Origin of the sequence: Christensenella hongkongensis (assembly GCF_000981035.1) — a bacterium.
Taxonomy (GTDB): domain Bacteria; phylum Bacillota; class Clostridia; order Christensenellales; family Christensenellaceae; genus Christensenella; species Christensenella hongkongensis.
Genome location: NZ_LAYJ01000088.1, coordinates 203734 through 226426 on the forward strand (window position 1 = coordinate 203734; position 22693 = coordinate 226426).

At 50.5% G+C, this 22693-nt stretch carries 15 protein-coding genes; 9 read left to right on the forward strand and 6 right to left on the reverse strand.

Annotated elements, in window-relative coordinates:
- Window positions 1-46: 46 nt before the first annotated feature.
- The 8 genes from CHK_RS07320 (at window position 47) to dut (ending at window position 7317) form a co-directional block, all read left to right on the forward strand.
- Window positions 47-961, forward strand: a complete 915-nt coding sequence (locus CHK_RS07320; RefSeq protein WP_131924708.1) for a hypothetical protein — start codon at window positions 47-49, stop codon at window positions 959-961.
- 6 nt (window positions 962-967) lie between these two features.
- A complete protein-coding gene (locus CHK_RS07325; protein ID WP_046443371.1) occupies window positions 968-1240 on the forward strand; it encodes an ACT domain-containing protein in 273 nt (90 codons plus the stop codon).
- Window positions 1241-1267: 27 nt separating this feature from the next.
- Window positions 1268-2620: a PFL family protein gene (locus tag CHK_RS07330; RefSeq protein ID WP_046443372.1), complete on the forward strand. Its 1353-nt coding sequence runs from the start codon at window positions 1268-1270 to the stop codon at window positions 2618-2620.
- A gap of 286 nt (window positions 2621-2906) precedes the next feature.
- Window positions 2907-3485 carry a TMEM175 family protein gene (locus tag CHK_RS07335; RefSeq protein ID WP_046443373.1) on the forward strand — a complete coding sequence of 193 codons (579 nt, stop codon included), beginning with the start codon at window positions 2907-2909 and terminating at the stop codon, window positions 3483-3485.
- A 225-nt stretch (window positions 3486-3710) separates the two neighbouring features.
- Window positions 3711-3890, forward strand: a complete 180-nt coding sequence (locus tag CHK_RS07340) for a hypothetical protein (protein ID WP_046443374.1) — start codon at window positions 3711-3713, stop codon at window positions 3888-3890.
- Window positions 3891-4194: 304 nt separating this feature from the next.
- The gene (nrdD, locus tag CHK_RS07345) at window positions 4195-6321 is read left to right on the forward strand and encodes an anaerobic ribonucleoside-triphosphate reductase (protein ID WP_046443375.1); all 2127 of its coding nucleotides are present in this window, start codon (window positions 4195-4197) and stop codon (window positions 6319-6321) included.
- A 3-nt stretch (window positions 6322-6324) separates the two neighbouring features.
- Window positions 6325-6852: an anaerobic ribonucleoside-triphosphate reductase activating protein gene (gene nrdG, locus CHK_RS07350; RefSeq protein WP_046443376.1), complete on the forward strand. Its 528-nt coding sequence runs from the start codon at window positions 6325-6327 to the stop codon at window positions 6850-6852.
- A gap of 18 nt (window positions 6853-6870) precedes the next feature.
- On the forward strand, window positions 6871-7317 hold the full coding sequence (dut, locus tag CHK_RS07355) for a dUTP diphosphatase (protein ID WP_046443377.1): 447 nt from the start codon (window positions 6871-6873) through the stop codon (window positions 7315-7317).
- Between the two features lie 246 nt (window positions 7318-7563).
- Here the strand turns inward: dut and CHK_RS07360 are convergent, their stop codons facing one another.
- The 3 genes from CHK_RS07360 to CHK_RS07370 form a co-directional block, all read right to left on the reverse strand.
- The gene (locus CHK_RS07360) at window positions 7564-15159 is read right to left on the reverse strand and encodes an MBG domain-containing protein (protein WP_046443378.1); all 7596 of its coding nucleotides are present in this window, start codon (window positions 15157-15159) and stop codon (window positions 7564-7566) included.
- A gap of 497 nt (window positions 15160-15656) precedes the next feature.
- Window positions 15657-16463, reverse strand: a complete 807-nt coding sequence (locus CHK_RS07365; protein ID WP_046443379.1) for a sugar phosphate isomerase/epimerase family protein — start codon at window positions 16461-16463, stop codon at window positions 15657-15659.
- Window positions 16464-16539: 76 nt separating this feature from the next.
- Window positions 16540-17172, reverse strand: coding sequence for a GNAT family N-acetyltransferase (locus CHK_RS07370; protein ID WP_046443380.1), 633 nt, complete (start codon window positions 17170-17172; stop codon window positions 16540-16542).
- A gap of 115 nt (window positions 17173-17287) precedes the next feature.
- Between CHK_RS07370 and CHK_RS07375 the strand changes: the two genes are divergently transcribed.
- Complete coding sequence (locus tag CHK_RS07375) at window positions 17288-18463, forward strand: iron-containing alcohol dehydrogenase (protein ID WP_046443381.1); 1176 nt, start codon at window positions 17288-17290, stop codon at window positions 18461-18463.
- A gap of 84 nt (window positions 18464-18547) precedes the next feature.
- Here the strand turns inward: CHK_RS07375 and CHK_RS07380 are convergent, their stop codons facing one another.
- The 3 genes from CHK_RS07380 to pepF all read right to left on the reverse strand — a co-directional run bounded on the left by CHK_RS07380 (window position 18548) and on the right by pepF (window position 22655).
- On the reverse strand, window positions 18548-19825 hold the full coding sequence (locus CHK_RS07380; RefSeq protein ID WP_046443382.1) for a lipopolysaccharide biosynthesis protein: 1278 nt from the start codon (window positions 19823-19825) through the stop codon (window positions 18548-18550).
- On the reverse strand, window positions 19818-20666 hold the full coding sequence (locus CHK_RS07385) for a LicD family protein (RefSeq protein ID WP_046443383.1): 849 nt from the start codon (window positions 20664-20666) through the stop codon (window positions 19818-19820). Before CHK_RS07385 ends, CHK_RS07380 begins: the two co-directional genes overlap by 8 nt.
- 111 nt (window positions 20667-20777) lie before the next feature.
- A complete protein-coding gene (pepF, locus tag CHK_RS07390) occupies window positions 20778-22655 on the reverse strand; it encodes an oligoendopeptidase F (RefSeq protein ID WP_046443384.1) in 1878 nt (625 codons plus the stop codon).
- Window positions 22656-22693 lie beyond the last annotated feature (38 nt).

The window sequence follows — 22693 nt, forward strand, 5'->3', positions numbered from 1 at the left end:
GCACACAGGATAATTGGGGGGTCCTTTGCCGGCAGAGGAAATTAAAATGTGCAAACTTCCAATGAGCTTCAAAACCATGTTCCGGGAATCCGGCCTGGTTTACAGGAAAAATTTCAGCAGGCTTTTCATACCCCTCCTGGCCTTCCAGCTGGTGCTTTTGGTGCCACTGATGTTTTTCACCATGCCGGGGACTGTCTCCGTGGCGCGCAGCCTTTTGTTGACGCTTTCCCAAACCGGCGGGAGCAGCCTTGCAAGCGTGCTGACTGTGCTTGGAATCGTGCTGTGCGTGGCGCTGTTCGTTTCGCCGCTTATGGTTTCAAACGTGGTATATGTGATTGACAGCGATTACCACGGCAGGGATATCACTTTCCGCAATGCGGGAGCCCATGCCAGAAAACGCTACGGCAGTATGCTGCGGTCCTATTTTGCAATTATCGTGCTTCTGATTCCGCTCATTGTGGCGGCGGTAATCGTAATCGGCAATGTGGCGTTTGCGGACGGTATACTGGTAGAAACGCTTTCCGGCGGGGAGATCGCCCTTCTGGTTGGATTTGCGCTGGTGGTACTGTTTGTGGTATTTGGTATTGTATTTGTGCCTTATACGGTTGCGGTGCAGGGGCAAAAGGGCTTTAAAGCTGTTTTTTCTTCCTACCGCTATGCTTTTTTGGGGAATTTCTGGAGCAACTTTACCCGCGTGCTCACAGCGGCGCTCATCGTAGTGCTTGGCGGCGTATTGATCAACTGGCTTTCGCAGCTTCCGTTCCTCGAATTATATGAGCTGTACCTTACGGATCCTATGCTGGCCCTGCAAAACCCGCTGATGATTTTTGTAGTGCTGCTCGCGCTGGCGGCCATCATCGTTATTACACTGATTTTTCCGTTCTGGTATGCGTTTACCTATCATACCTACCAGAATGCAAAATATGAATATGAAAAGAAATATCCGCAGAATAAGGAGTAAATTTTTATGAGAGCAATCGTAAGCGTTCTCGGGCACGACCGCCCGGGCATCATCGCCAAAATTTCACACGAGCTGTTTGACGCGAACGCAAACATCCTCGATATCACGCAAACCGTACTACGGGACGAGGTGTTTGCCATGACCATGCTTGTAGACCTTTCCGCAATGAACGCATCCTTTGAGCAGCTCAAAGAGCAGCTTGACGCGGTGGGCGCGGAGATCGGCGTAGAGGTGCGCCTGATGCGCGAGGAGATTTTCCAGAGTATGCACAGGGTATAACGCCCTGCGAAAAGGAGTATATTTTTTATGTTAGACCAACAGGATATTCTACAGACAATCGATATGATCGCGCGGCAGAACCTTGACATCCGCACCATCACAATGGGGATTTCCCTTCTTGACTGTGTGAGCGACGATGCAAAAACCTGCTCGGAGCGCGTATACCATAAAATCGTAACCAGGGCAAAGGATCTTGTCAAAACCGGCGAGGCCATTGAGAACGAGTTTGGCATTCCGATCGTCAACAAACGCATTTCCGTCACGCCGATTTCCCTCATCTCGCAGGGCTGCGGGGATTACCTGCTGTTTGCAAAAGCGATGGACAGGGCCGCGCAGGAAATGGGCGTAGACTTTATCGGCGGGTATTCCGCATTTGTGCAGAAGGCCGCGACAGAGCAGGAGATGAAATTTATCGACACCATTCCGCAGGCGCTTTCTGAAACGGGCCTCGTTTGCTCTTCCGTCAACGTTGCGACAACGCGCGCAGGCATCAATATGGACGCTGTGGCCCGCATGGGCAGGGCCATCAAGCAGGCGGCGGAGCTTACTGCAGACAAGGACGGCCTTGGCGCGGCAAAGCTGGTTGTATTTGCAAACGCAGTTGAGGATAACCCATTCATGGCGGGCGCGTTCCACGGCACGGGCGAAGGCGACGCGGTGATCAACGTAGGCGTCTCAGGCCCGGGCGTTGTGAAGGTCGCGCTGGAGGATAAAAAAGGGCAGCCCTTTGACGAGGTGGCAGAGACCATCAAACACACGGCGTTCCACATCACACGCATGGGGCAGCTTGTGGCGCGCGAGGCAAGCAGGCGGCTGGGCGTACCGTTTGGCATTGTGGACCTTTCGCTTGCACCCACTCCTGCAATCGGCGACAGCGTGGCTTATATCCTTGAAGAAATGGGCCTTGAAACCTGCGGCGCGCACGGCACGACAGCCGCTCTCGCGCTGCTCAACGACGCGGTCAAAAAGGGCGGTATTATGGCTACCTCCCACGTAGGCGGGCTTTCCGGCGCATTTATTCCTGTCAGCGAGGACGCAGGTATGATCCACGCGGCGCAGACAGGCGCGCTCACATTGGAGAAGCTCGAAGCAATGACATGCGTTTGCTCTGTCGGCCTTGATATGATTGCCCTCCCGGGCGATACGCCGGATTATGTAATATCGGCAATCATCGCGGACGAAGCCGCAATCGGTATGGTCAATACCAAAACAACCGCTGTGCGCCTCATCCCTGTTCCCGGTAAAAAGGTTGGGGATATGGTGAGCTTTGGCGGGCTTTTGGGCAGTGCGCCGATTATGCCTTATAACCGGAATTCTCCCAAAGAATTCATTGCGCGGGGCGGACGGATTCCCGCTCCCCTGCATGCGCAGCGCAATTAACCGGCCCAACATGATACAGGCAGTAAGAAAACCGCAGGCGGCATTTGCCGCCTGTTTTTGTTTCCGTAATAAAATTTTTGTGTAACAATAGCTATGTGATATCATTCGTGGTTAACTCATGTGTTTGTGCCTCGTTTCACGCCACATCAGACCATTGCATTCAAAACCTGCTTTCGAGTTAAGCGGGGGCCCTCTCCTGCAAAGGCGTTTTCATGCAGCGGGCTGACCTGGCGCTGGCGTTAGAGCACTCCTTATTACACAGTTTTAGAAAAGGGAGGAAAGTTATATGCCCAAAACAAGGCTGGAGGCGTTTACAGATGCGGTAATCGCAATTATTATGACCATATTGGTGCTGGATCTTGCAGTACCGGCTCAGCCGACCTTTGCCGCCTTATGGGATCTTCGTTTCAAGTTCCTGATTTATATCCTGAGCTTTGTTTCCCTCGCAATCTACTGGAACAACCATCATCACCTGTTCCAGATTTCAAAAATCATCAACGGTAAAATTTTATGGTACAACATGGCCTTTATCCTTTTCCTGTCGCTGTTTCCATTTGTAACGGCATGGGTAGACGAGCACATTCTGGAACGCGCGCCGGAAATCACCTACGGTATCGTCATCCTGCTCGCGGACATTGCATACGCACTGCTTGCCCGTGCGCTTGTGAAAGCAAACGGGCCTGATTCGGAAATTGCCAAGGCCCTGCGGGGTTACCAAAAATCAAAGCTTACGTTGTGCATTATCTGCGCGGGACTTATTATCGGTATTTTTGTTCCGGTTGCAGTCATCATTTCCGTTGCCGCGTCGCTTGTTTTATGGATCATTCCGGAAAAGCGGATTGAAAGCAGGTTGATCCACGACTAAAGCCATTCCCTTTACAGTCCTCCCAATAAAAACAATCTGAATATATGAAACCGTCCCTATGGACCAGCCATATTAGTCCCTGCCTCAACCGCTGTGCAAAGGGCTTTTTGTTATATAATCACTTTTTACCACAGTTGTGACCGGTTTTGTGACCGCGGCGTTATATAATAAGAACGGGCAAAAACAGATCGCGGACGAAGAACCGACAGCGAGGAAACAGAAGCAATGGAAACAGAAAAAGATACGAAAAAAAAGGCAACCTTTGTCATTCAGGTACAGTACAGGCAAAACGCCACCTGGCAGGGCCAGGTTGTATGGTCGGAAAAAAACGAACGAAAACCATTCCGCAGCGAGCTTGAGCTGATTAAGCTGATTGACAGCGCTACAGAGCAGAGCGGGATTTAACCGGCGCGGCAACGTCCGGGTATCAAACAGCTGATTGGGGATACCTATATAGATCGGGAATATGGCAGGCAAACCGTACGTAAAAACGTGCGGTTTTGTTTTTGCAGCCGTAAAAAAGCCGTTTCAGGCATCCCTAAATATGGTATAAATAATTCGAATTTATCCCCAATTAAATACTATATCTGGTGGACTACAGGGTATATTTATGTTATAATAGCAATCGTGTTCATCTGTATTAAGCGCCCATGGCACAGGCATTAATAGGGGAAATACCGAAAGTGACGACAAGAAAGGGACTGATACCATGCAAGTGATCAAAAGAGACGGCAGCTCGGTTGATTATGACAGAAGTAAAATCATCATAGCAATTCAAAAAGCAAATGCCGAAGTGGAAGACAGTGAGAAAATATCACAGGAAAAAATAGAAGCGATTGTTGATGGTATTGAAAGCAAGCACCGTATGCGTATGCTTGTGGAGGATATCCAGGATATCATCGAGCAACGGCTGATGGACGAAAAAAAGTTTGCTCTGGCAAAAACCTACATCATCTACCGTTATTCGCGTGCGCTCGTGCGTAAGGCAAATACCACGGACGATTCCATTTTAAGCCTGATCAAAAACAGCAACAAGGACGTTATGGAGGAAAACTCCAACAAAAATGCGGTAGTCGCTGCTACGCAGCGCGACCTGATCGCAGGAGAGGTATCAAAAGACCTTACACGCCGCGTGCTGCTTCCGGAAAAAATTTCCAAGGCGCATGAGCAGGGCGTGCTTCATTTTCATGATGCGGATTATTTTTTACAGCCGATTTTTAACTGCTGCCTGATCAATATCGGCGATATGCTCGATAACGGCACCGTGATGAACGGCAAGCTGATAGAGAGTCCCAAAAGCTTCCAGGTGGCGTGCACGGTTATGACGCAAATCATTGCTTCAGTTGCCAGCAGCCAGTATGGCGGGCAGTCTGTGGATGTGCGGCACCTTGGAAAATACCTGCGCCGCAGCCGGGAAAAATTCAGCAAACGGTTTCGCGAGATCCTTGGCGAAAGCGCCTCTTCGGAGACGATTGAAAAACTGACGGACGAACGCCTGCGCGCAGAGCTTCGTGGCGGCGTACAGACCATCCAGTACCAGATCAATACGCTGATGACGACAAACGGGCAGTCGCCGTTTGTGACGCTGTTTTTAAATCTTGATAAGGACGACGAATACCTTGAGGAAAACGCGATGATTGTGGAGGAAATCCTCCGCCAGCGCCTTGAGGGCATCAAAAATGAAAAGGGCGTATATGTAACGCCCGCCTTCCCAAAGCTGATTTATGTGCTCGACGAGCACAACTGCATGAAGGGTGGAAAATACGATTATGTTACAAAGCTTGCCGCCAAATGCTCGGCAAAGCGGCTGTATCCGGACTATATCTCTGCGAAAAAAATGCGCGAGAACTACGAAAACAACGTGTTCAGCTGCATGGGCTGCCGCAGCTTCCTTACGCCGTGGAAGGACGCGGACGGTAACTATAAATTTGAAGGGCGTTTCAACCAGGGCGTCGTAAGCCTGAACCTCCCGCAGATCGGCATTCTCGCAAAAGGCGACGAAAAGAAGTTCTGGGAGCTGATGGACGAACGGCTGGCGCTTTGCTATGAAGCCCTCATGTGCCGCCACCGCGCGCTCAAGGGCACAACCTCGGACGTAAGCCCTGTGCACTGGCAATACGGCGCGATTGCGCGCCTTGCGCCGGGAGAAAAAATCGACCAATTCCTTACCGGCGGATATTCCACGATATCGCTTGGCTATATCGGCCTTTACGAGGTAACCAAGCTCATGAAGGGCGAAAGCCATACCACGCCGCGCGGACAGGAATTCGCCATGCAGGTCATGAACTATATGCGCGCCGCCGCAGACCGCTGGAAAGCGGAAACGGGCATTGCGTTCGGCCTTTACGGAAGTCCTGCGGAATCGCTGTGCTACCGCTTTGCGCGAATCGACAAGGAGCGCTTTGGAACCATTGAGGACGTGACGGATAAAGGGTATTATACCAACTCCTACCATGTGGACGTACGCGAAAAAATCGATGCGTTCAGCAAGTTTGATTTTGAGAGCAGATTCCAGAAAATCTCCTCCGGCGGGGCGATTTCTTATGTGGAAATTCCCAATATGCGCAATAACATCGAGGCGCTCGAGGAAGTCATAAAGTATATTTACGACCATATCCAGTATGCGGAATTTAATACGAAGTCCGATTACTGCCATGAGTGCGGCTTTGACGGCGAGATCATCATCAACGATGACAATGAATGGGAATGCCCAAACTGTGGAAATAAAGACCACGCAAAGATGAATGTCACAAGGCGGACGTGCGGATATCTTGGCGAAAATTTCTGGAACGTAGGCAAAACCAAGGAAATCAAAGCCCGCGTGCTTCACCTGTAAGCCATGAATTATGCAGACATCAAGCAATACGACGTTGCAAACGGCCCCGGCGTACGCGTCTCCCTGTTTGTAAGCGGCTGCTCGCACAGATGCGAGGGCTGCTTTAACCCGGAAACATGGGATTTCGAATACGGCGAGGCCTTCACACAGCAAACGATCCAGACCATTTTAGATTACCTACAGCCTTCCTATGTAAAAGGACTGACGCTGCTGGGCGGCGATCCGATGGAGCCTTCCAACCAGAAGGCCCTGTTGCCGCTTCTGCGCAAGGTAAAGGAGCTGTATCCGCAAAAGGACGTCTGGTGTTTTACAGGCTATGATTTTGAACGGGATATCATTCAAAAATGGCTTGGACGTCCTGAAACAAAAGAATTTCTTGCGTATATCGACGTGTTGGTGGATGGCGAATTTATACTGGAACAAAAAAACGTGAACCTGCGCTTCAAGGGCTCGGAAAACCAGAGAACCATACTGGTGGGCGAATCCCTGGCGCAGGGAAAAACCATATTATGGGATGATAAGACAGATTGAAAGATAAGGGGTATTCAAATGGAAAAGAAAACGGTAAACATCAAAAAACTTGACGCAAAGGCTGTCCTGCCAACTTATGGATCGGAGTATTCCGCAGGCGCGGACTTATACGCCTGCCTTGATGAAGAACTTGTTTTGCAGCCGGGCGAAACTAAAATGATCCACACAGGAATCGCAATGGAGGTGCCTGTCGGCTATGCGGGCCTTATTTATGCGCGCAGCGGCCTCGCCTCCAAGCGGGGGCTTGCGCCTGCCAACAAGGTTGGCGTGGTGGACAGCGATTACCGTGGGGAATTCATGGTCGCACTGCATAACCATTCCTCTCAGCCGCAGGCTGTCGCTCCGGGCGAGCGTATCGCACAGATGGTGATCACACCGGTGCTTGCGGTAAGCTTTAACGAGGTAGACGAGCTGGAGGAAACCGGCCGCGGCGCAGGCGGCTTTGGTTCCACGGGAACAAAATAACAGGCTGGCGCCAAAGACTGTCCCGGGCCGGGGCAGTCTTTTTTGTATCTTCAATCAGGCCTGTTGCTTGAATCCAGCGATTGCAAAGCAATCCTGTGATACGCTTTTTGGTTCCTGTCCGTTTATCGCCCTTATGCGGGTATCAGTTCCCGCTATTTTACTCACAATAAAACCGGGTTTCCATGCTTTATGGAAACCCGGTTTTCACGGAGCCGTACGGCTCCTGCGTTTGCTCAATCATTTTCTTCAGATGTTCTGCATCTGGGGATTGGGTTCTTCCTTATCCTCACCGTCATTCTCTTTATGGCCTTTTCTGGCAAATACTGCCAGCACCACCTGAGCCACTGAGATTGCCGCCATCACCCATGTCCACTGGTCTGTAATTACCATGGGCAGCGTAATATCCTCTGTAAAGATGAATACAAGGACTGCCGCCAGCGTTACAACAATACTCAGTATCCTGACAAGGCCCCTCCGCTTGATCCTACGGTCAGAGCTCTCGTCCTCCGTACGCTGCAAACGTGTCGCTTTCTGCTCGTCGTCATCTTCCTTCTCCTTGTCCTTACTAAAGAAGTAAGTAAAGAGCAATATGAACATAATGATTCCCGTCAGGAATGCCAGTATCAGGTTCAGCAAAGCCCATGACGGCGTCGTTCCATTTGACATCAACGGCACTTTGTTATCACCGATATTAACGGTGGGCGAGCTTGCATTTCCTCCATCTGACAACGGCGTATCATTTTCGGTGATCGTCGTAGTCTGCGTGTTGTCCTGTACGCCCGGATCATTTGCGTTCTCCGTCTGTGCTGCCGGAGTCGTAGCGGTGGTTCCGCCTCCTGCGTTACCAGGATCTGCGGGCGGCGTAGTGTTTCCGTCTTCCGGCGTGTCCGTTGTCCCGCCTCCGGTCGTTCCGCCGGCTGTGATCGTTAATACGCCGGGCGTTGCGGCGACTGCATAATTCGGGTTATCGCCAAGCGTTACATTGATTGCATACGTTCCCGGCTCCTCTCCTGCATCGCGTGCCAGCGAAAAGTTCAGGGCGTCTGTACCAACGAGGCCCGTCACATTGGCTGTCAGCACAGGATCCTGCGTGCCCTGGGCCTTTGCTGTATCAATCGCGGCTACCGTTGCCGGTCTTGGGGAAATCGTAAACGTTCCCTTTGCCAGCTGAATCGCCTGCACATTGTAGTTCGGGTTATTGTCGCCAAGCGTTACGTTAATTTCGTAACCGCCTGCGTTTTCCCCTGCCGTGCGGCTCAGTGTGTAATCGACCGCTTCACCGCCTGGGCTGATTACCTTTGCGCTAAGCTCCGGATCCGCATTGCCATAAACCTTGCCTGTATTGTCCGGAATAATGATTGCCTCTATCGTCTTCTGCGAGATGGTAAAGGTTCCGTCCGCAACAGTAATTGTATAGTTCTTGTTCTCCTCCGCCTTCGCAGTCACGTGAATCGGGTATGTGTCCGCATCGTCTCCTGCCTTACGCGCAACCGTATAGTTGAGCGTATCACCCGCAATAACGGTTCCATTTGTAACCGTTGCGGTCAATTCCGGATCGTCGGTTCCATAAATCTTGCCGTTATTGTCAGCGCTCAGCGTTACCGGACGCGGGGAAATCACTAAGGTTCCGCCCGTCCCCGGAACGATGTCATAATTCGGGTTCTCGCCCGGTACCAGCGTCAGGTCATAGCTGCCTGCGTCGTTACCCGGGACACGCTCTACGCTGTAGTCCAGAGTATCGCCTGTAACAAGGTCTGGAGCATTCACACCATAAGAATCCGGATCAGCGTCGCCGTATACCTTTCCTGCCGTATTCGGCGTTACGGTAATCTGCTTCTTATCGATCGTCAGCTTTCCATCCGCCGGGGTTATGCTGTAATTCTTAGAAACCTCATCCGCCTTGACCGTCGGATGGATCGCGTAATCCTTGCCTGCGTCCTGTCCTGGCTCGCGTTGCAGCAAACAGGTCAGCACGTCGCCCTGCACAAGCTCTGACACCGTCGCTTTAAACTCCGGATCAGCGTCGCTATACGTTTTGGTATAAGTTCCCGCAGCCACCGTAATCGGTTTGCGCGTAATCTCAAAGTTGCCTTCCTTTGTCGTTATGGCATAATTCTTGTTTTCCCTTGCCGATATGTGGATCGTGTAGCTTCCTGCATTCTTTCCAGCCTCACGGTCGAGGTCGCATATCAGTTTATCATTTCCTACAAGCCCCATACTGTTCGCATCCTGATCATTCGCGAGCGCTGTCGCACTCAGCTCAGGTATGGCCGTGGATCCATATTCCATGGTCTTGTCGTCAGCCTTTACCGTAACGGGGCGCGGCTTGATTACAAAACTGCCTTCCGTCGTCGAAATCCTGCTCACGTCATAATTCGGATTGTCGCCCAGCTCTACGGTAATCCTGTAAGTCCCGGCGTCTGTTCCGGCTTCCCGCTTCATCGTATAGTTAAGCGTTTCGCCCTCCGGGATTCCCGTTACCTTCGCATCCAGCTCAGGCTCATCCCCGCCATAAAAAATTGACGTGTTATTGGGACTGATCGTTATCTCTGTCGAGAGCGGCGTGACCGTAAATTTCCCTGTCCCAAGCGTAATATTATAGTTCGGATACGCCGCTTTATTCACATTTACACTGATAGTATACGGTATGTTCGCCATTTCGCCTGCTACGCGGCTCAGTGTATAGTCAATCTTATCCCCATTTACAATGTTATCCATCTGAACTGTCGTCAGCGGAACAGGATCAGGATCGCCGTATGCCTTTGTATTGTTGTCAGGCGTGATTGTTAAAGGCCTCTGCGTAATCTCGAGCTTGCCTTTTCCTGTTTCAATGATATAATTCTTATTTCCTCCATCATTGACTGTGAGCTCATATTCTCCCACGTTCCTGTTATCCGGATCTGTCCGAACAACGTCATAATTGAGCGCATCGCCCGCAAGCAGTCCGTCCGCATCGATCCGGACGTCCCGTTTCAGGTCAAAATCATCGCCATACACAGTTTGCGTATCCTTAGGCGTCACTGTAATTGTCTTTTTGCCAATCGTGAGCGTGCCCGGCGCAGGCGTAACCGTATAGTTCGGATTGCTGCCCGCAAGCACCCTGATTTCATAACCGCCTGCGTCTGTACCCTGCTCGCGTTCAAACGTATACAGGAGCTTATCGGTGCCCACAAGCGTCCCGGAAGTCACCTTCGCCGTATAGGACGGATCAGAGTCCCCATACGTGATGGACTGGTCGTCCGCAGTAAGGGTAACGGGGCGCGGATCGATTTTGAAATCATTTTTCGTCACTTCAATGTTATAGTTCCGGTTGACAGCAGACGTTTCATCCAGTACGGCGCTTATCATGTATCTGCCCACATCCTTGACGTCCGCTTTTTCACGCTGGAGCGTATAGCTGAGTACGTCGCCGTTGATCGTTCCGGATACCGTTGCGTGGAATACTTCTTCCGTCTGGTCGCCATATTCGCGCATGGCATGCGCGATTTCGATGCTCGCCTGCTTTTTGGTGATCGTAAAATCAGCTGTTGCGGATGTGTCGATGTTTCCGTAATTTTCATTTCCATCAAGCAGCTCAACGCTGATTTTATACGTACCTACCGTCCCGCCCGGCACTCGAACCAAACGGTAATTCGGCATTGGGCTGCCTTCCGGCACTCCAGTTACGATGGCCGTAAGCTCAGGCTCATCGTCCCCGTAAATCTTGGTATTTCCCTGTGGGATGATCGCTACCTGCGTCGTAAGCGGGCTGATCCTGAAGGTTCCGGGCTCCGTAGAAATATTGTAATTCGGGTTGTCCGCCGGATTTGCCGTCACTGTAATCGGATAGGTACCTACGGTTTCGCCTGCTACGCGGCTCAGCGAATAAACCGGAACCGTTCCTGTTCCAGGATCGGTATATACTGCCGTCAGCGCCGGATCTTCCACCGTGCCGAACATTTTGCCCTTGTTGTCCGCAGTGATTTTTACGTCGCGCTTTGTGATTGTAAACACGCCGGCACTCGGAACGATTTCATAATTGGCGTTATCCCCCGGCGTAATTGTGATCTGGTAACCGCCGTCTTTCACGTCTTCGCCAGCTTCACGCGTAACCGTATAGTGAAGCGTGTCGCCGTTGATGGTCGCCCCTGTCGTCGCTGTAAGGCTTTGCTGATCAGGATCGCCGTATGTTTTACCCGTATTGTTGGGCGTTACCTTCACCTTCATTTTATCAACGGTCAGCGTCCCCGGCATAGCATTCACATTGTATTCTTTTGTTACGTCTGTTTTGACGCCATTGATTACGCGGTAAATAGATGCCTGCGCGATCTCGTTTGCATGTGAGCCAGCATTTGTCTGCGTGCTGTCCGGCTTCATTGAAACTTCAACCGTATCCCCGGATTTCAGCGCCGCAAGGCTTTGTTCCGTCACGCCGTTTGCAGTCAGCGGCTGCCCGTCATAAGGTTTGCCGGCCGATAACGCCGTAATCGTTACCGTTGTTTTTTGTTCAAATTTTGCCGTATAGGTTGCGTTTGCCGTAACCTTGCTGTCCTGTCCCGGAATTTCCTTATCCCATCCCGCAAAATAATATCCATCCTGCGCGACCGGCGTTGGCACAACTATGCCCGCTGCCTGCCATGTTGTTCCCTCCAGTATATTCGCATAGCTGGCCCGGCCCGTGAGGGATCCGCCGCCCGCTGCCTGGAAGCTGACTGTAAACAGCTCCGTCCATTTTGCCGTCATCGTCTCGTCGCCTGACGGCGTATAGGCCGTTCCCGCTTCATAAAGCCCGCCCTGAGAGGATTCCCATCCTGCAAATACAAATCCGGGGCGCGTAAAGGTGTTTTCATTCGGCAACTGGGTAGAGGTGCCTTTTTTGACATAGCTCGTTACGTTCTGTTGGCTGCTGCCTGTGTAGCCGGGCTTGTACGTCATCAGGTACGAGCTGTTTTTCTCAGCAAACTGCGCCGTAAGGATTGTATTGCCCTGAACCTCCATAACGGTTCCCGCATAGTAAACCTTACCGTCCACGCTGCTCTTCCAGCCAATGAACGTCTTGCCGTCCACGCTCAGAGCTCCGGTATTCCCTGCAACCTTATATTGCGTTCCGAGCGCATACTCCCCGCTCGCAACCGGTACCATTCCCGTTGCCGCTTCTCCCTTGTCGTAGGTAATTGTAAAGTTTCCATTTCCAACCTTCCACAGTGCAAAGAGGTCATAGCTTTTGTTAATCGGCATATCCGCCGAGAATGGCATGCGTTCCGTTCCCTGCAACCAATACCAGCCAATAAATTCGCCATATCCGGGTACGCTTGTATTGGCGGTCAGCGAATATTGCATACCGTCCACCGTCATCGTAACCGGTGTGGAAAGATTAACATAATTGCCTGTCGCCACTCCCTGCGTATCGAGCGGCGATCCTCCTGCAATGCTGCCCTGCCGGTCGTAGAACGAGACAGTATTCGCACTTGATTCCCACTTTGCAAAAAGCGTCATTTCTGAAATCCTGGAAACCGTCGCATTATTGCCGTAAATATATGTGGAAACCGTATCGTTTTCCCAGTCAACCGGGTTTTTATAGTTGGAATCATAATACCATCCGGCAAAGGTGTATCCATCTTTTTGCGGATCTGCCGGCAGGTATCTCTTGATATCCTGTCCATGCTTCACATTATTGACAGACGATATGGCGCTGCCGCCCTGCGAGTTATATTTTAGCGTCAGTGAACTTCTATTGTAGTAGAAATCGTAGCGGACGCTGCCATCAGGCTGTGCAACCGCATCCGTATACCCGCCCCTGATCATTCCGTTGATGTCCTTGGCTGTAAGGGTATCGTCTTTCCTGAGTTTAAGCGTCTGAGACAGGCTTTCATCCCGTACATATTTCCTGCCGTAAATACCGCTATTAAGGCCGCCATTATATGCCTTGGCTTCCTCTACCGCGCTTTCGCCCTCCTGACCGTCAAGTGCCTCAAACCAGTAATTCACATGCACAGTCATAGGCGTCGAATCATATTGGATATACCATAAGGCACTGCGCTGTCCGGGTTTATAAGCTTCGTTCGGGATCAAATCAGGTGAAAGCGTCAACCGTTTGGTTACCATTGAATCGCCTACACCGGCCCCGCCCACACGCACCGTATACGACATCCATGAGGTCGGCTGCATTTCCATAACGCCGCCGTCCTTATAATTGGTCAATTTCGTATTCACGTTAAAAGACGGCCACAGGCTGCTGATGTCCTGCTCATACTTCGCATCAAACTCGTACACTACCGTTTTGTTATCCGGATTGTCGAATGTTTTTGTACCGGACCATCCTTGCGGCGAAGCGCTCAGCCATTCCCAGGTAAGCGAATCCCCCACTCCGTAATTGGCTCCCGAATCATATGGGCTATACAGTATAAACTGCATCGTATATACAATGCGGTCGTAACACACGTTTACCACGCTCAATCCATTTCCCTGGATTGTCGTTGGAATCGTTTTTCCATATTCAAAGAACTGTACCCCAGGCATATTTCCCACTGCTTCTGTTTGCGTGATATCCGTTATTTCCGTACCGGCAAGCGTTTTCCCGCTTCCTGTTGCATAGGAAACATAATCCTGCGGCCAGCTCGGCGTACCGGAAATGTTGGGCTTTTCCGTCCAGTAAATTATGCTGTAAGAAACCTCCGAAGCCTTCCACACCGCATGCAGGCGGAGTGTGTCGGTAACCGGCGTTGTGAAATCATATTCCGGGCCGCTGATCACTGTAGACCAATGTTGAAACGTATAGCCCTCGCGCGTCGGGTTTGTTTCCGGCTTCGCTACCGCCTCGCCATCCTTTACAAGCACCGGTTCTATCTGCGTGCCTTCCGAATAAAAATATGCGTACCACGAACTGCTGAATACAGGAATCAGCGTAACATCCTTTGTAAGCGGCGCAGTAAAGTCAAACCTGTCGCCCGTCTCGCTGTCCGCCCAATACATAAACTGCCTGGAATCCGGCGCAATAATAAAGTCGTCAGCGTTCGGTTCCTCCACGGTGTCTCCCGGCGCCGCGCTCAACGTTTTTACAACTGCGTTGTCAGCGTCGAGGAAATAGACAAAAACCGCCTGCTGCTCAAATTTCGCATAAAGGTTGATATGCTCTGTAATAACATCCTCCGTATCAAACGCCGTCTCAAGCTCCGGATCCATAAACCAGCCCAGGAAAGCGGATGCGCCCTGCGGCCACATGCTGCTGTCCGGTGCGTCAGGCATATTGATCTTTCCGTCAAATACAGGAATCCTGTCGCCATACGCCGCACCGCCAACGTAAAGCGTTACAAACAACTGTCCCTCAGGATCTGCCATCGCAGCAGCTTCATCCTCCTGATCCTGCACCTGCTCAAACTGCGCGTAAAGCTTCAGGTCTTCTGTAATTGCCCGGCCTGCGTCAAACTTCTCGCCGTCTTCCTTCTGCGTATACCATCCTTTGAAGGCCATGCCTTCCGGAACCTTGTCGGCAGCCAGTGCATCCGGCTGCGCGATCTTACCGTCCTGCACCGCAATCGGCTCCAGATACTGGTCGTCTCCAACAAAGAGCGTTACCGTATATTCCTGTGCCACAGAAGAAGTGTCCAGGATTTCATCCTGTTGTACTTCGCCCTGTTGTACATCCTGCGCGCCAGAGGCATCCCCTTCGCTCTGCGCGGCAACTTCCACAGTACTTGCAGAAGTGTCGCCGGTCGCAGCCAAAACGCCCGTCTGGAACGCAGCCAAAAGCGTCACCAAAACGAGGACGAATCCCACAAGCCTGCGAAGCGTCTTTTTATTGACTACAGCCGCTTTCTTCTTTCCTCTTCTGGAGCGCTCTCCATGTTCGAATGAATATTTCATACCATTTCCTACTTTCCTTATCGCTCATGCACAGTTATGTTGCAGCATATTAACAAATAGTAGCTCACTCTGTGTACATGAAAATGTTTGCTGCCAGCGTTTCCTGCAATGTTACCTGCGTAACCATTTGAGAAGCCGCTATCAATGTATACCTGATAACCAATGTATGTTTTAAAGCCATTATATCTTCGCTCAGTCTCAAAAGCAGTCGCATTTTGCTTTATTTATTTACTTTTTCAAAACGTTTTTTATCCATAATCCGAGTCCACACAATGTTATTATCGAAACCTTTTTCAAAATATTTAGCGATAAATTAAAAAATTTTGCGGGCAAAAATAAAATGCCTGAAAAGCAGCGGTTTTCAGGCGTTTTTTGATACATTTTTATTTGGAGATATATTCTATAACGGGCTTTAATTCAGGGGAGCGTCCATAGATTCCTGCAATAAAAGGACAAAAAAACACCTGCCAAAGGCAGGTGTTTTGAATCTGCTCTACTTATTTCATCAGCGATTTCATGTAATCCGCGTAGCCCGCGAAAGCAATCCCCGGCTCTTCCAGGGAAAGGTCCCAGCGTTTCAGCCACTCCAGAGAATAAAAACCGTCAAAGCCTGTCGCGTTCAGCTGCTCAATGCACTCGCGCACCGGAAGGTCTCCATAACCAACCATCGTATACCTGAGCTTGCCGTTTTCGATCACAGAATCCTTTATATGCACGTGGCGAATCAGGTCTCCAAGCATACCGACCGTCTGCTCCGGACTTTCTCCAAAATAACGGTACGGATGGTGGATATCCCACAGCACGCCAATATTTTCTTCGTCAGCCGCGTTTAAAAGCTCTGTCATGCGCTTTGAATCGGCAAAGAAACCGTTCGTCTCCACAAGGACGTTCACATCCTTAGCTTTGGCATACTGTGCAACGTCTTTCACGCGCTTTGCGATTTCCACCGTATTGAGCTCGCCGCTCTGCTCCGGGCCGAAATCCCCCAGCACGCGGATATTTTTAATATCCATGTCATGCGCCGTATCCACATAGGCCTTGGCCAGGTAGAGCACGTCGTCGATATGGTTCTGGTCGTTCATATAACATGCGGATGTAAGGCAAGCGACCGTAAGCCCCTTCTTTGCGAGCAGCGCCTTCGTTTTCTGCGCGTTCGCAGGTGAAAATTCCGGAATACGCGTTCCATCGATTACATTTCCCACACCGCGAATTTCAATGCCGTCGTAGCCCATATCGCACGCTGTGGAAATAATATCGGAAAAGCTCCATTCAGGGCAACCCAATGTGGAAAAACATAGTTTCATATTCAATCCTCCAATGCTTCGCATTCCTTTTTCTTATTTTATCATAAAGCTATTTTGTTTGCAATTATATCATCATTTATACCTCATATGTATAAAGGTAAAACTCAGAGGGCCGCCCGTCCTGCTCCGCGCCGGTAATTCCCTTTTGCGTTGCAATGCGGCGGTAGCCCAAATGGTCGTAAAACCCATAGTTGCAGAAACTGTCGGACATGAGGTAAATAAACTTTGCGCCGCTTTCCCGCAAAAAATTATTGAACTCAAACAGGAGCTTTTTGCCGATTCCCTTTCCGCGCACCTGGCGGGCCGTGGCAAACAGCACAAGCTCGCCGTCAAACTGGCCCTCGCGGTGAGCCATCAGCTTTTCGCCCAATCCGGAAATCCGTTTCTGTATTTCGAGGCCCTCACGCGCATCTTCCATAAATTGCAGCCGCAGCCGGTTCCAGAAAACTCCCAGGGAGTGGTACAGCTCCCCGCGTCCGGCAGGCCGTTTATCAGACCTCCCAAACAAAAAGCCGACGATTTTTCCGTCCCGCAAAGCAATCCGCGTATAGTTTTGGGCGCACAGGTACGAGTGCATCAGCATCTGGAGCAAAACCTCCAGCGCACGCTCAGATTTCACATACCGGTCAAAATGCCAGATATCGCACAGAATCCGCTTGATCTGCGGATAGTCCTCCTTTGTGATTGGGCGGTAAATTACGTCGTCCATTGCGTTTCCTTTGATCCTTTGTCGTTCTCTTCATCTTAACGCGGGGCTTGCATGAAAGCAAGAAAAAATTTATACTGTTTCGTATACCAACCAATCAATGAAAGGCGGTAATTTTATGCGGAAAAGTTTTAAATATTATATGCCGACGCGCATCCTGTTTGGGCCGGGATCGCTTGGTAAACTCTCGCGGCAAAAGCTTCCGGGGAAACGGGCGCTGATCGTCACAACCAATGGCACGTCAGTCGTAAAATACGGTTATCTGGATACGCTCACAGGGCAGCTTCAGGAAGCGGGCGTGGAATTTGTGCTGTTTAACAAAATCCTTCCAAACCCCATCAAAGACCACGTGATGGAGGGCGCGCAGCTGTGCAAAGAGCACAGGCTCGATTTTGTCGTGGGCCTTGGCGGCGGCAGCGCGATCGATGCGGCAAAAGCCATTGCCGTTATGGCTGCAAATCCGGGCGACTACTGGGATTATGTTTCTGGCGGCTCCGGAAAAGGCCAGCCTGTTCCAAACGCCCCGCTGCCCGTGGTGGCAATTACGACCACAGCGGGAACGGGCACCGAGGCCGATCCGTGGACGGTTACCACAAAAACGGAAACCAACGAGAAAATCGGCTTTGGCTATGACGGGACATTTCCCGTCCTTGCGGTGGTCGATCCGGAGCTTATGGTATCCGTACCAAAATATTTAACGGCCTGCCAGGGCTTCGACGCCCTGTTCCACAGCACGGAAGGCTACCTTTCCACCGCGGCGGACGCACTGGGGGATCTTTATTCCTACCGGGCGATTGAGCTTGTAGGGAAAAGCCTTGCGAAAGCAGTGCAGGACGGCGCCGACATCGACGCAAGGAGCGATATCGCCCTTGCAAATACGCTTGCGGGCATGTCCGAATCGACTTCGGGTTGTATTTCGGAGCACAGCCTTGCCCACGCGCTTGGCGCGTACCACCAGAACCTCGAGCACGGGGCTGCGCTCATTGCAATCAGCGCGCAGTATTATACCTTCATGGCAAAAAGCGGGGCATGTGACGAGCGCATGGTCAAAATGGCCCGGGCTCTTGGCAAAGAGGATGCAAGGAATCCAATGGATTTTGTGGACGCCCTTGTGCAGCTGCAAAAGGACTGCGGCGTTGCGGATATAAAGCTCAGTGAATACGGCGTGAATTATGACGAGCTTCCAAAATACGTTGCAAATGCGCGCGAAACCATGGGCGGCTTATTTGAAGCCGATCCCGCCGAGCCAAGCGATGCGGCTGCTCTTGAAATCCTGCAAAAATCCTACCGTTAAACCTGGATTCTGCGCTTCCCCGTCAATGGCGGATTATGAAAAAGCACCGTGCGATTGCACGGTGCTTTTTTAGTACATCGTTATTCACCCCGCGTTTTCTGCGGCTTCGGCTTCCCGTTTTCCCTTCCTGTAGCATACCGCAAAGGTAATTGTAAAAACCGCCGCAAGTATGACCATGGAAAGCAAATATGCGATCGAAGCGCCCATCAGCCCTCCCACCGGTACCAGCACCGCCGAAATGACAAGCGCAAGTGCAAGCGTAACGGAATATCCTATCAACACAAATTTTTGCTTACGCAGCACGGTAATACCATAAAACATCAGCGTCACGACGGCGTTGAAGCCTCCGCCCAGTATCAGTATCAACAGCTCCGTTCGGTATTGCGCCAAATCCGCAGCATAGAACCAGGACAGCACGGGTATCCCCAGGAAATAGCCGACAGCCTCCACGGCAATCGTCAATAACGCCACAGCCAGCAGCAGTTTTCCGATAATTTTTAAGAGCAGCTTTTTCTGGTTACTTCCCCACACTTCCGCCATCGTTGTGACCATGGGCTTAAAAATAAACGTACTGAACAGGTTGATCACAAACGCGGGCATAAACAGATAATTAAAATACGCCTGGAAATATTCCGCGGGCATATAGGTGTCGATGGCATACTTTGGCGCGTTGTTGATATAAAGCAGCATGAACGATCCCAAAAACAACGGGAAACATACCCACAGCAATTTTTTGATTGCGGAACCGTTCCATGAAAATTTCCCGGTAAAAAAATTGCGGAATACGGTTAGGTTAAAGCAGGCAAACCCCACTGCAGCCGCAATAATCGCAACGGCGCAGGCAGTTACAAGGTTCCTCGTAAATAATAATGTGAGGATAAAGGCAACCATGGAAGTGGCTACCCGCAAAGCAAGCGACTTTCCTGCAACGTCCAACCGTCCGTTTTGCTGATATAATCCGTGAAAAACATCTTCGAGTGCGTCGAACATTTTAAAAACACACACAAGCACTACGATCAGGGCTTTTTCCGGTGTATAACCGCTGAGCCAGACAAAAAACACGCTTGCAACAATCATCAGGATGCAGGTAAGTATCCGCGACATCAGGTAATCGCTGAATGAATAAACCTTTGTAATATCGGTTGCCTGGAATGCGCGCATCTCGTAGTATCCAATGGTAAGCATCATTTGCGCGGTGCTGAAAGCGAGCGAAAAAATACCGGCGTCGGTCTGCCCGCTGATCCTTGTTACAGCAAACAACAAAAAGACAGACGCAAGGGCGTTCATCACGCTTCCGATGATATTCCAAAGATAAATCTTCCGTTGCAGGTGATCTGTATTGCCTAATAAAAGTCTATTCATCCCCAAAATCCAGTACCGCCGGAAAATGATTTTTTCGTTGCCCTTCCGGCGGCAAGACCATATAATCTCCATATTGGCGCCGCAAAAGCTTGTCTACCTCACCAGGCAAATATAGCTTAACGTCCTCAAAATCATATTCTTTCAGCGGAAAAACATCGTCTTTCCTGTAAACTGCAATCAGGGGATCAGTGTCTCCCATGTATGCAATCGATTCTGTTTCCTTATCCTTATAGCGCTGTACAGCCGCGCAGTATTTACGGTACAATGAACGGTTCTTCACACGAAAAAGCACAAGAAAACCATGTACTACCGCGCATGCGGCATGAACCAGCTTTCCTTTTATTCCGCCAAAGGGAAGATAGGGATAAGGAATGAGCCTTAATATCATCAGCTTATTATACAAAAAAGCCTTACGTGCCTGCTTCTTCAGCTCTGCCTCATCGTCCGGCGCGTTGTCAAACGCGTAAACATCCAGGAAAATCCCCAGCTTGCATTTCAGGCCTTTCAGCGAATAATCCTGAAATCTTGTGCCGTTGAGCATAATCCGCGACGTCATCAACGGATAATTTTCATCCTTTGAGGCATTGATCACGGTATATTTATCCTGCCATTCCGTATCGATAATGTGCAGCAGTTTATCATAATCCGCGCGCGGAAGGCATACGTCGATGTCATCATCCCATGGGATGAATCCCTTATGGCGAATTGCGCCAATCGCCGTCCCCCACATCGCAAAATAGGTCAGGTCGTGCTTTTTGCAGATATCCTGAAAATCCTTTAAAATCCCCAGCTCCTTTTGCTGCACCTTTTTTAGCGTTGCCTTATCGTATTCGCGTTCCATAGCATATCCAATCTTTTCACATATGATTTTAATATTATATCATCTTTGCATAACGGAAACAATGCGCATCAAAAAACCGGCAGCCGATGACTGCCGGTTTTTTTGTCCTTTTTACAGCGTCTGCTCAAATTCGTCAAGCGCCTTGCCAAATTCCTGCATGCAAACGTCCACAGGCTCGCCGCTCGCAAGATCCACATGTGCGATCTTCAAAAGCTCGAGCGGATAATCGCTTCCACCGGAGGAAAGGAACCTGATGTAATCCCTTACCGCGTTCTTTTTGCCGGACAGGATATCGGATGCGATCTTTACCGCGCACGAGAAGCCCGTGGCATATTTATAGACGTAAAACGCATTATAGAAATGCGGGATACGCGCCCACTCGAAAGAGATCGTATCGTCGCGTACAACCTGCGGGCCGTAATAAAGCGCATTCAGGTCTCCATACATCGTACACATACTTTCGTGCGTAAGCGCTTCGCCCTCCTCCACCGCCGCATGTGTCATTTTTTCAAATTCCGCGAACATCGTCTGCCTCACTACCGTGGTGCGGAACTGGTCGAGGTAATGGTTAAGCACATACCTGCGCGCGCCGGGTTCCTTGACCGTACCCAGCAGGTGATGCGTAAGCAGAATCTCGTTGACCGTACTCGCCACCTCCGCTACAAATATCTCGTAACCGGCCTTTGCTTCGGGCTGGTGCTTGTTGGAATGGTAGGTGTGCATCGCATGCCCAAGCTCGTGCGCGATTGTGAACACGCTGTCAAGGTCGCCGCGGTGGTTGAGCAGCACATACGGATGCACGCCGTATACGCCCCACGAATAAGCGCCGCTTGTTTTACCGGGCGTTTCGTATACGTCGATCCAGCCGGTGTCCTGCGCCTGCTGCAGCAGGTTTCCATATTCCTCGCCCAAAACGGCAAGCCCCTCTTTTACAATATCCATCGACTGTTCATAAGAATATTCGCCGTGGTCTTCCTTCACAAGAGGCGTATAAATATCATACATCGCAAGGTCGTCGATTCCCAGCGCCCTTTTGCGCACATCCACATAGCGGTACATCGTAGGAAGGTTTTTGTGGATGGTCTCGATCAGGTTATCGTAAAGCGAAACGGGCACGTTATCGGAAAACAGCGATTTTTCGATTGCGCTTCCATAATTTCTCGCCCGTGCGTAAAACACATCCTTTTTTACGCTGGAGGAATACGTCGCCGCGATTGTGTTGATCATATCTTTATAAGACTGGTAATAAGTTTCATAGGTATTTTTACGCACCTCGCGGTCCGGGCTTTGCATCATGACGATATATTTGCCATGGGAAAGCTCCACTTCCTTTCCATCCGCGTCTTTTACGGTGCCATACTTCATGTCCGCATTGTCGAGCATGGAAAAAATATCCTTAGGCGCGCCCGCCATTTCCGCAGTCATAGAAAGCAGCTTCTCCTCTTTTGGGGAAAGCACGTGCTTTTTCCCGCGGATCAGCTCCCGCAGCATAAAATCATATGGCGCAAGCTTTTTATTTCCCTTTACGTTATTATCACATTTATTGCATTTGCCGCCTTTTTTGCAGGTCTTCGGATCCCTGTCCTTTTTGCAGTGCTGCCCGGCGTCCCTGATATAGCCCTCCAGCACGCCGTCCTTTAAGGCCAGCAGCGCAGGGCTCACAAACGAAAGCGCGCTTCCAAGACGCACATTGAGGTCCATTGCCCGCGCGGTCATTGCCTGATAGGTCGTATTCGCGTTGTTCTCGTCGCGGCGCATCCGGGCGTATACAAAAAGGTTCCCCGCAATATGCTCCATTGCCTCTATGGATTCGAGCGCTGCGGCAAGGCTTTTTTCATCCTTTGTCAGCGTTTTCCTGATATGGGGTATTTCGGAAAACAACCCTTCCAGCTTTTTGTAGTCCGCCTCCCATGCTTCATCCGAAGGATAAATGTCCTCAAGCACCCATTTATAACGGCTGTCTATCTGATCCCTTGTTTTTTCTTCCATTGCGATCGAATCTCCTTTTATGAACAGAATAAAATAAA

Bases quoted from the DNA above. Each gene is read 5' to 3' on its own strand.
- CHK_RS07320 (WP_131924708.1), top strand. From the start codon at position 47: ATGTGCAAACTTCCAATGAGCTTCAAAACCATGTTCCGGGAATCCGGC.
- CHK_RS07325 (WP_046443371.1), top strand. From the start codon at position 968: ATGAGAGCAATCGTAAGCGTTCTCGGGCACGACCGCCCGGGCATCATC.
- CHK_RS07330 (WP_046443372.1), top strand. From the start codon at position 1,268: ATGTTAGACCAACAGGATATTCTACAGACAATCGATATGATCGCGCGG.
- CHK_RS07335 (WP_046443373.1), top strand. From the start codon at position 2,907: ATGCCCAAAACAAGGCTGGAGGCGTTTACAGATGCGGTAATCGCAATT.
- CHK_RS07340 (WP_046443374.1), top strand. From the start codon at position 3,711: ATGGAAACAGAAAAAGATACGAAAAAAAAGGCAACCTTTGTCATTCAG.
- nrdD (WP_046443375.1), top strand. From the start codon at position 4,195: ATGCAAGTGATCAAAAGAGACGGCAGCTCGGTTGATTATGACAGAAGT.
- nrdG (WP_046443376.1), top strand. From the start codon at position 6,325: ATGAATTATGCAGACATCAAGCAATACGACGTTGCAAACGGCCCCGGC.
- dut (WP_046443377.1), top strand. From the start codon at position 6,871: ATGGAAAAGAAAACGGTAAACATCAAAAAACTTGACGCAAAGGCTGTC.
- CHK_RS07360 (WP_046443378.1), bottom strand. From the start codon at position 15,159: ATGAAATATTCATTCGAACATGGAGAGCGCTCCAGAAGAGGAAAGAAG.
- CHK_RS07365 (WP_046443379.1), bottom strand. From the start codon at position 16,463: ATGAAACTATGTTTTTCCACATTGGGTTGCCCTGAATGGAGCTTTTCC.
- CHK_RS07370 (WP_046443380.1), bottom strand. From the start codon at position 17,172: ATGGACGACGTAATTTACCGCCCAATCACAAAGGAGGACTATCCGCAG.
- CHK_RS07375 (WP_046443381.1), top strand. From the start codon at position 17,288: ATGCGGAAAAGTTTTAAATATTATATGCCGACGCGCATCCTGTTTGGG.
- CHK_RS07380 (WP_046443382.1), bottom strand. From the start codon at position 19,825: ATGAATAGACTTTTATTAGGCAATACAGATCACCTGCAACGGAAGATT.
- CHK_RS07385 (WP_046443383.1), bottom strand. From the start codon at position 20,666: ATGGAACGCGAATACGATAAGGCAACGCTAAAAAAGGTGCAGCAAAAG.
- pepF (WP_046443384.1), bottom strand. From the start codon at position 22,655: ATGGAAGAAAAAACAAGGGATCAGATAGACAGCCGTTATAAATGGGTG.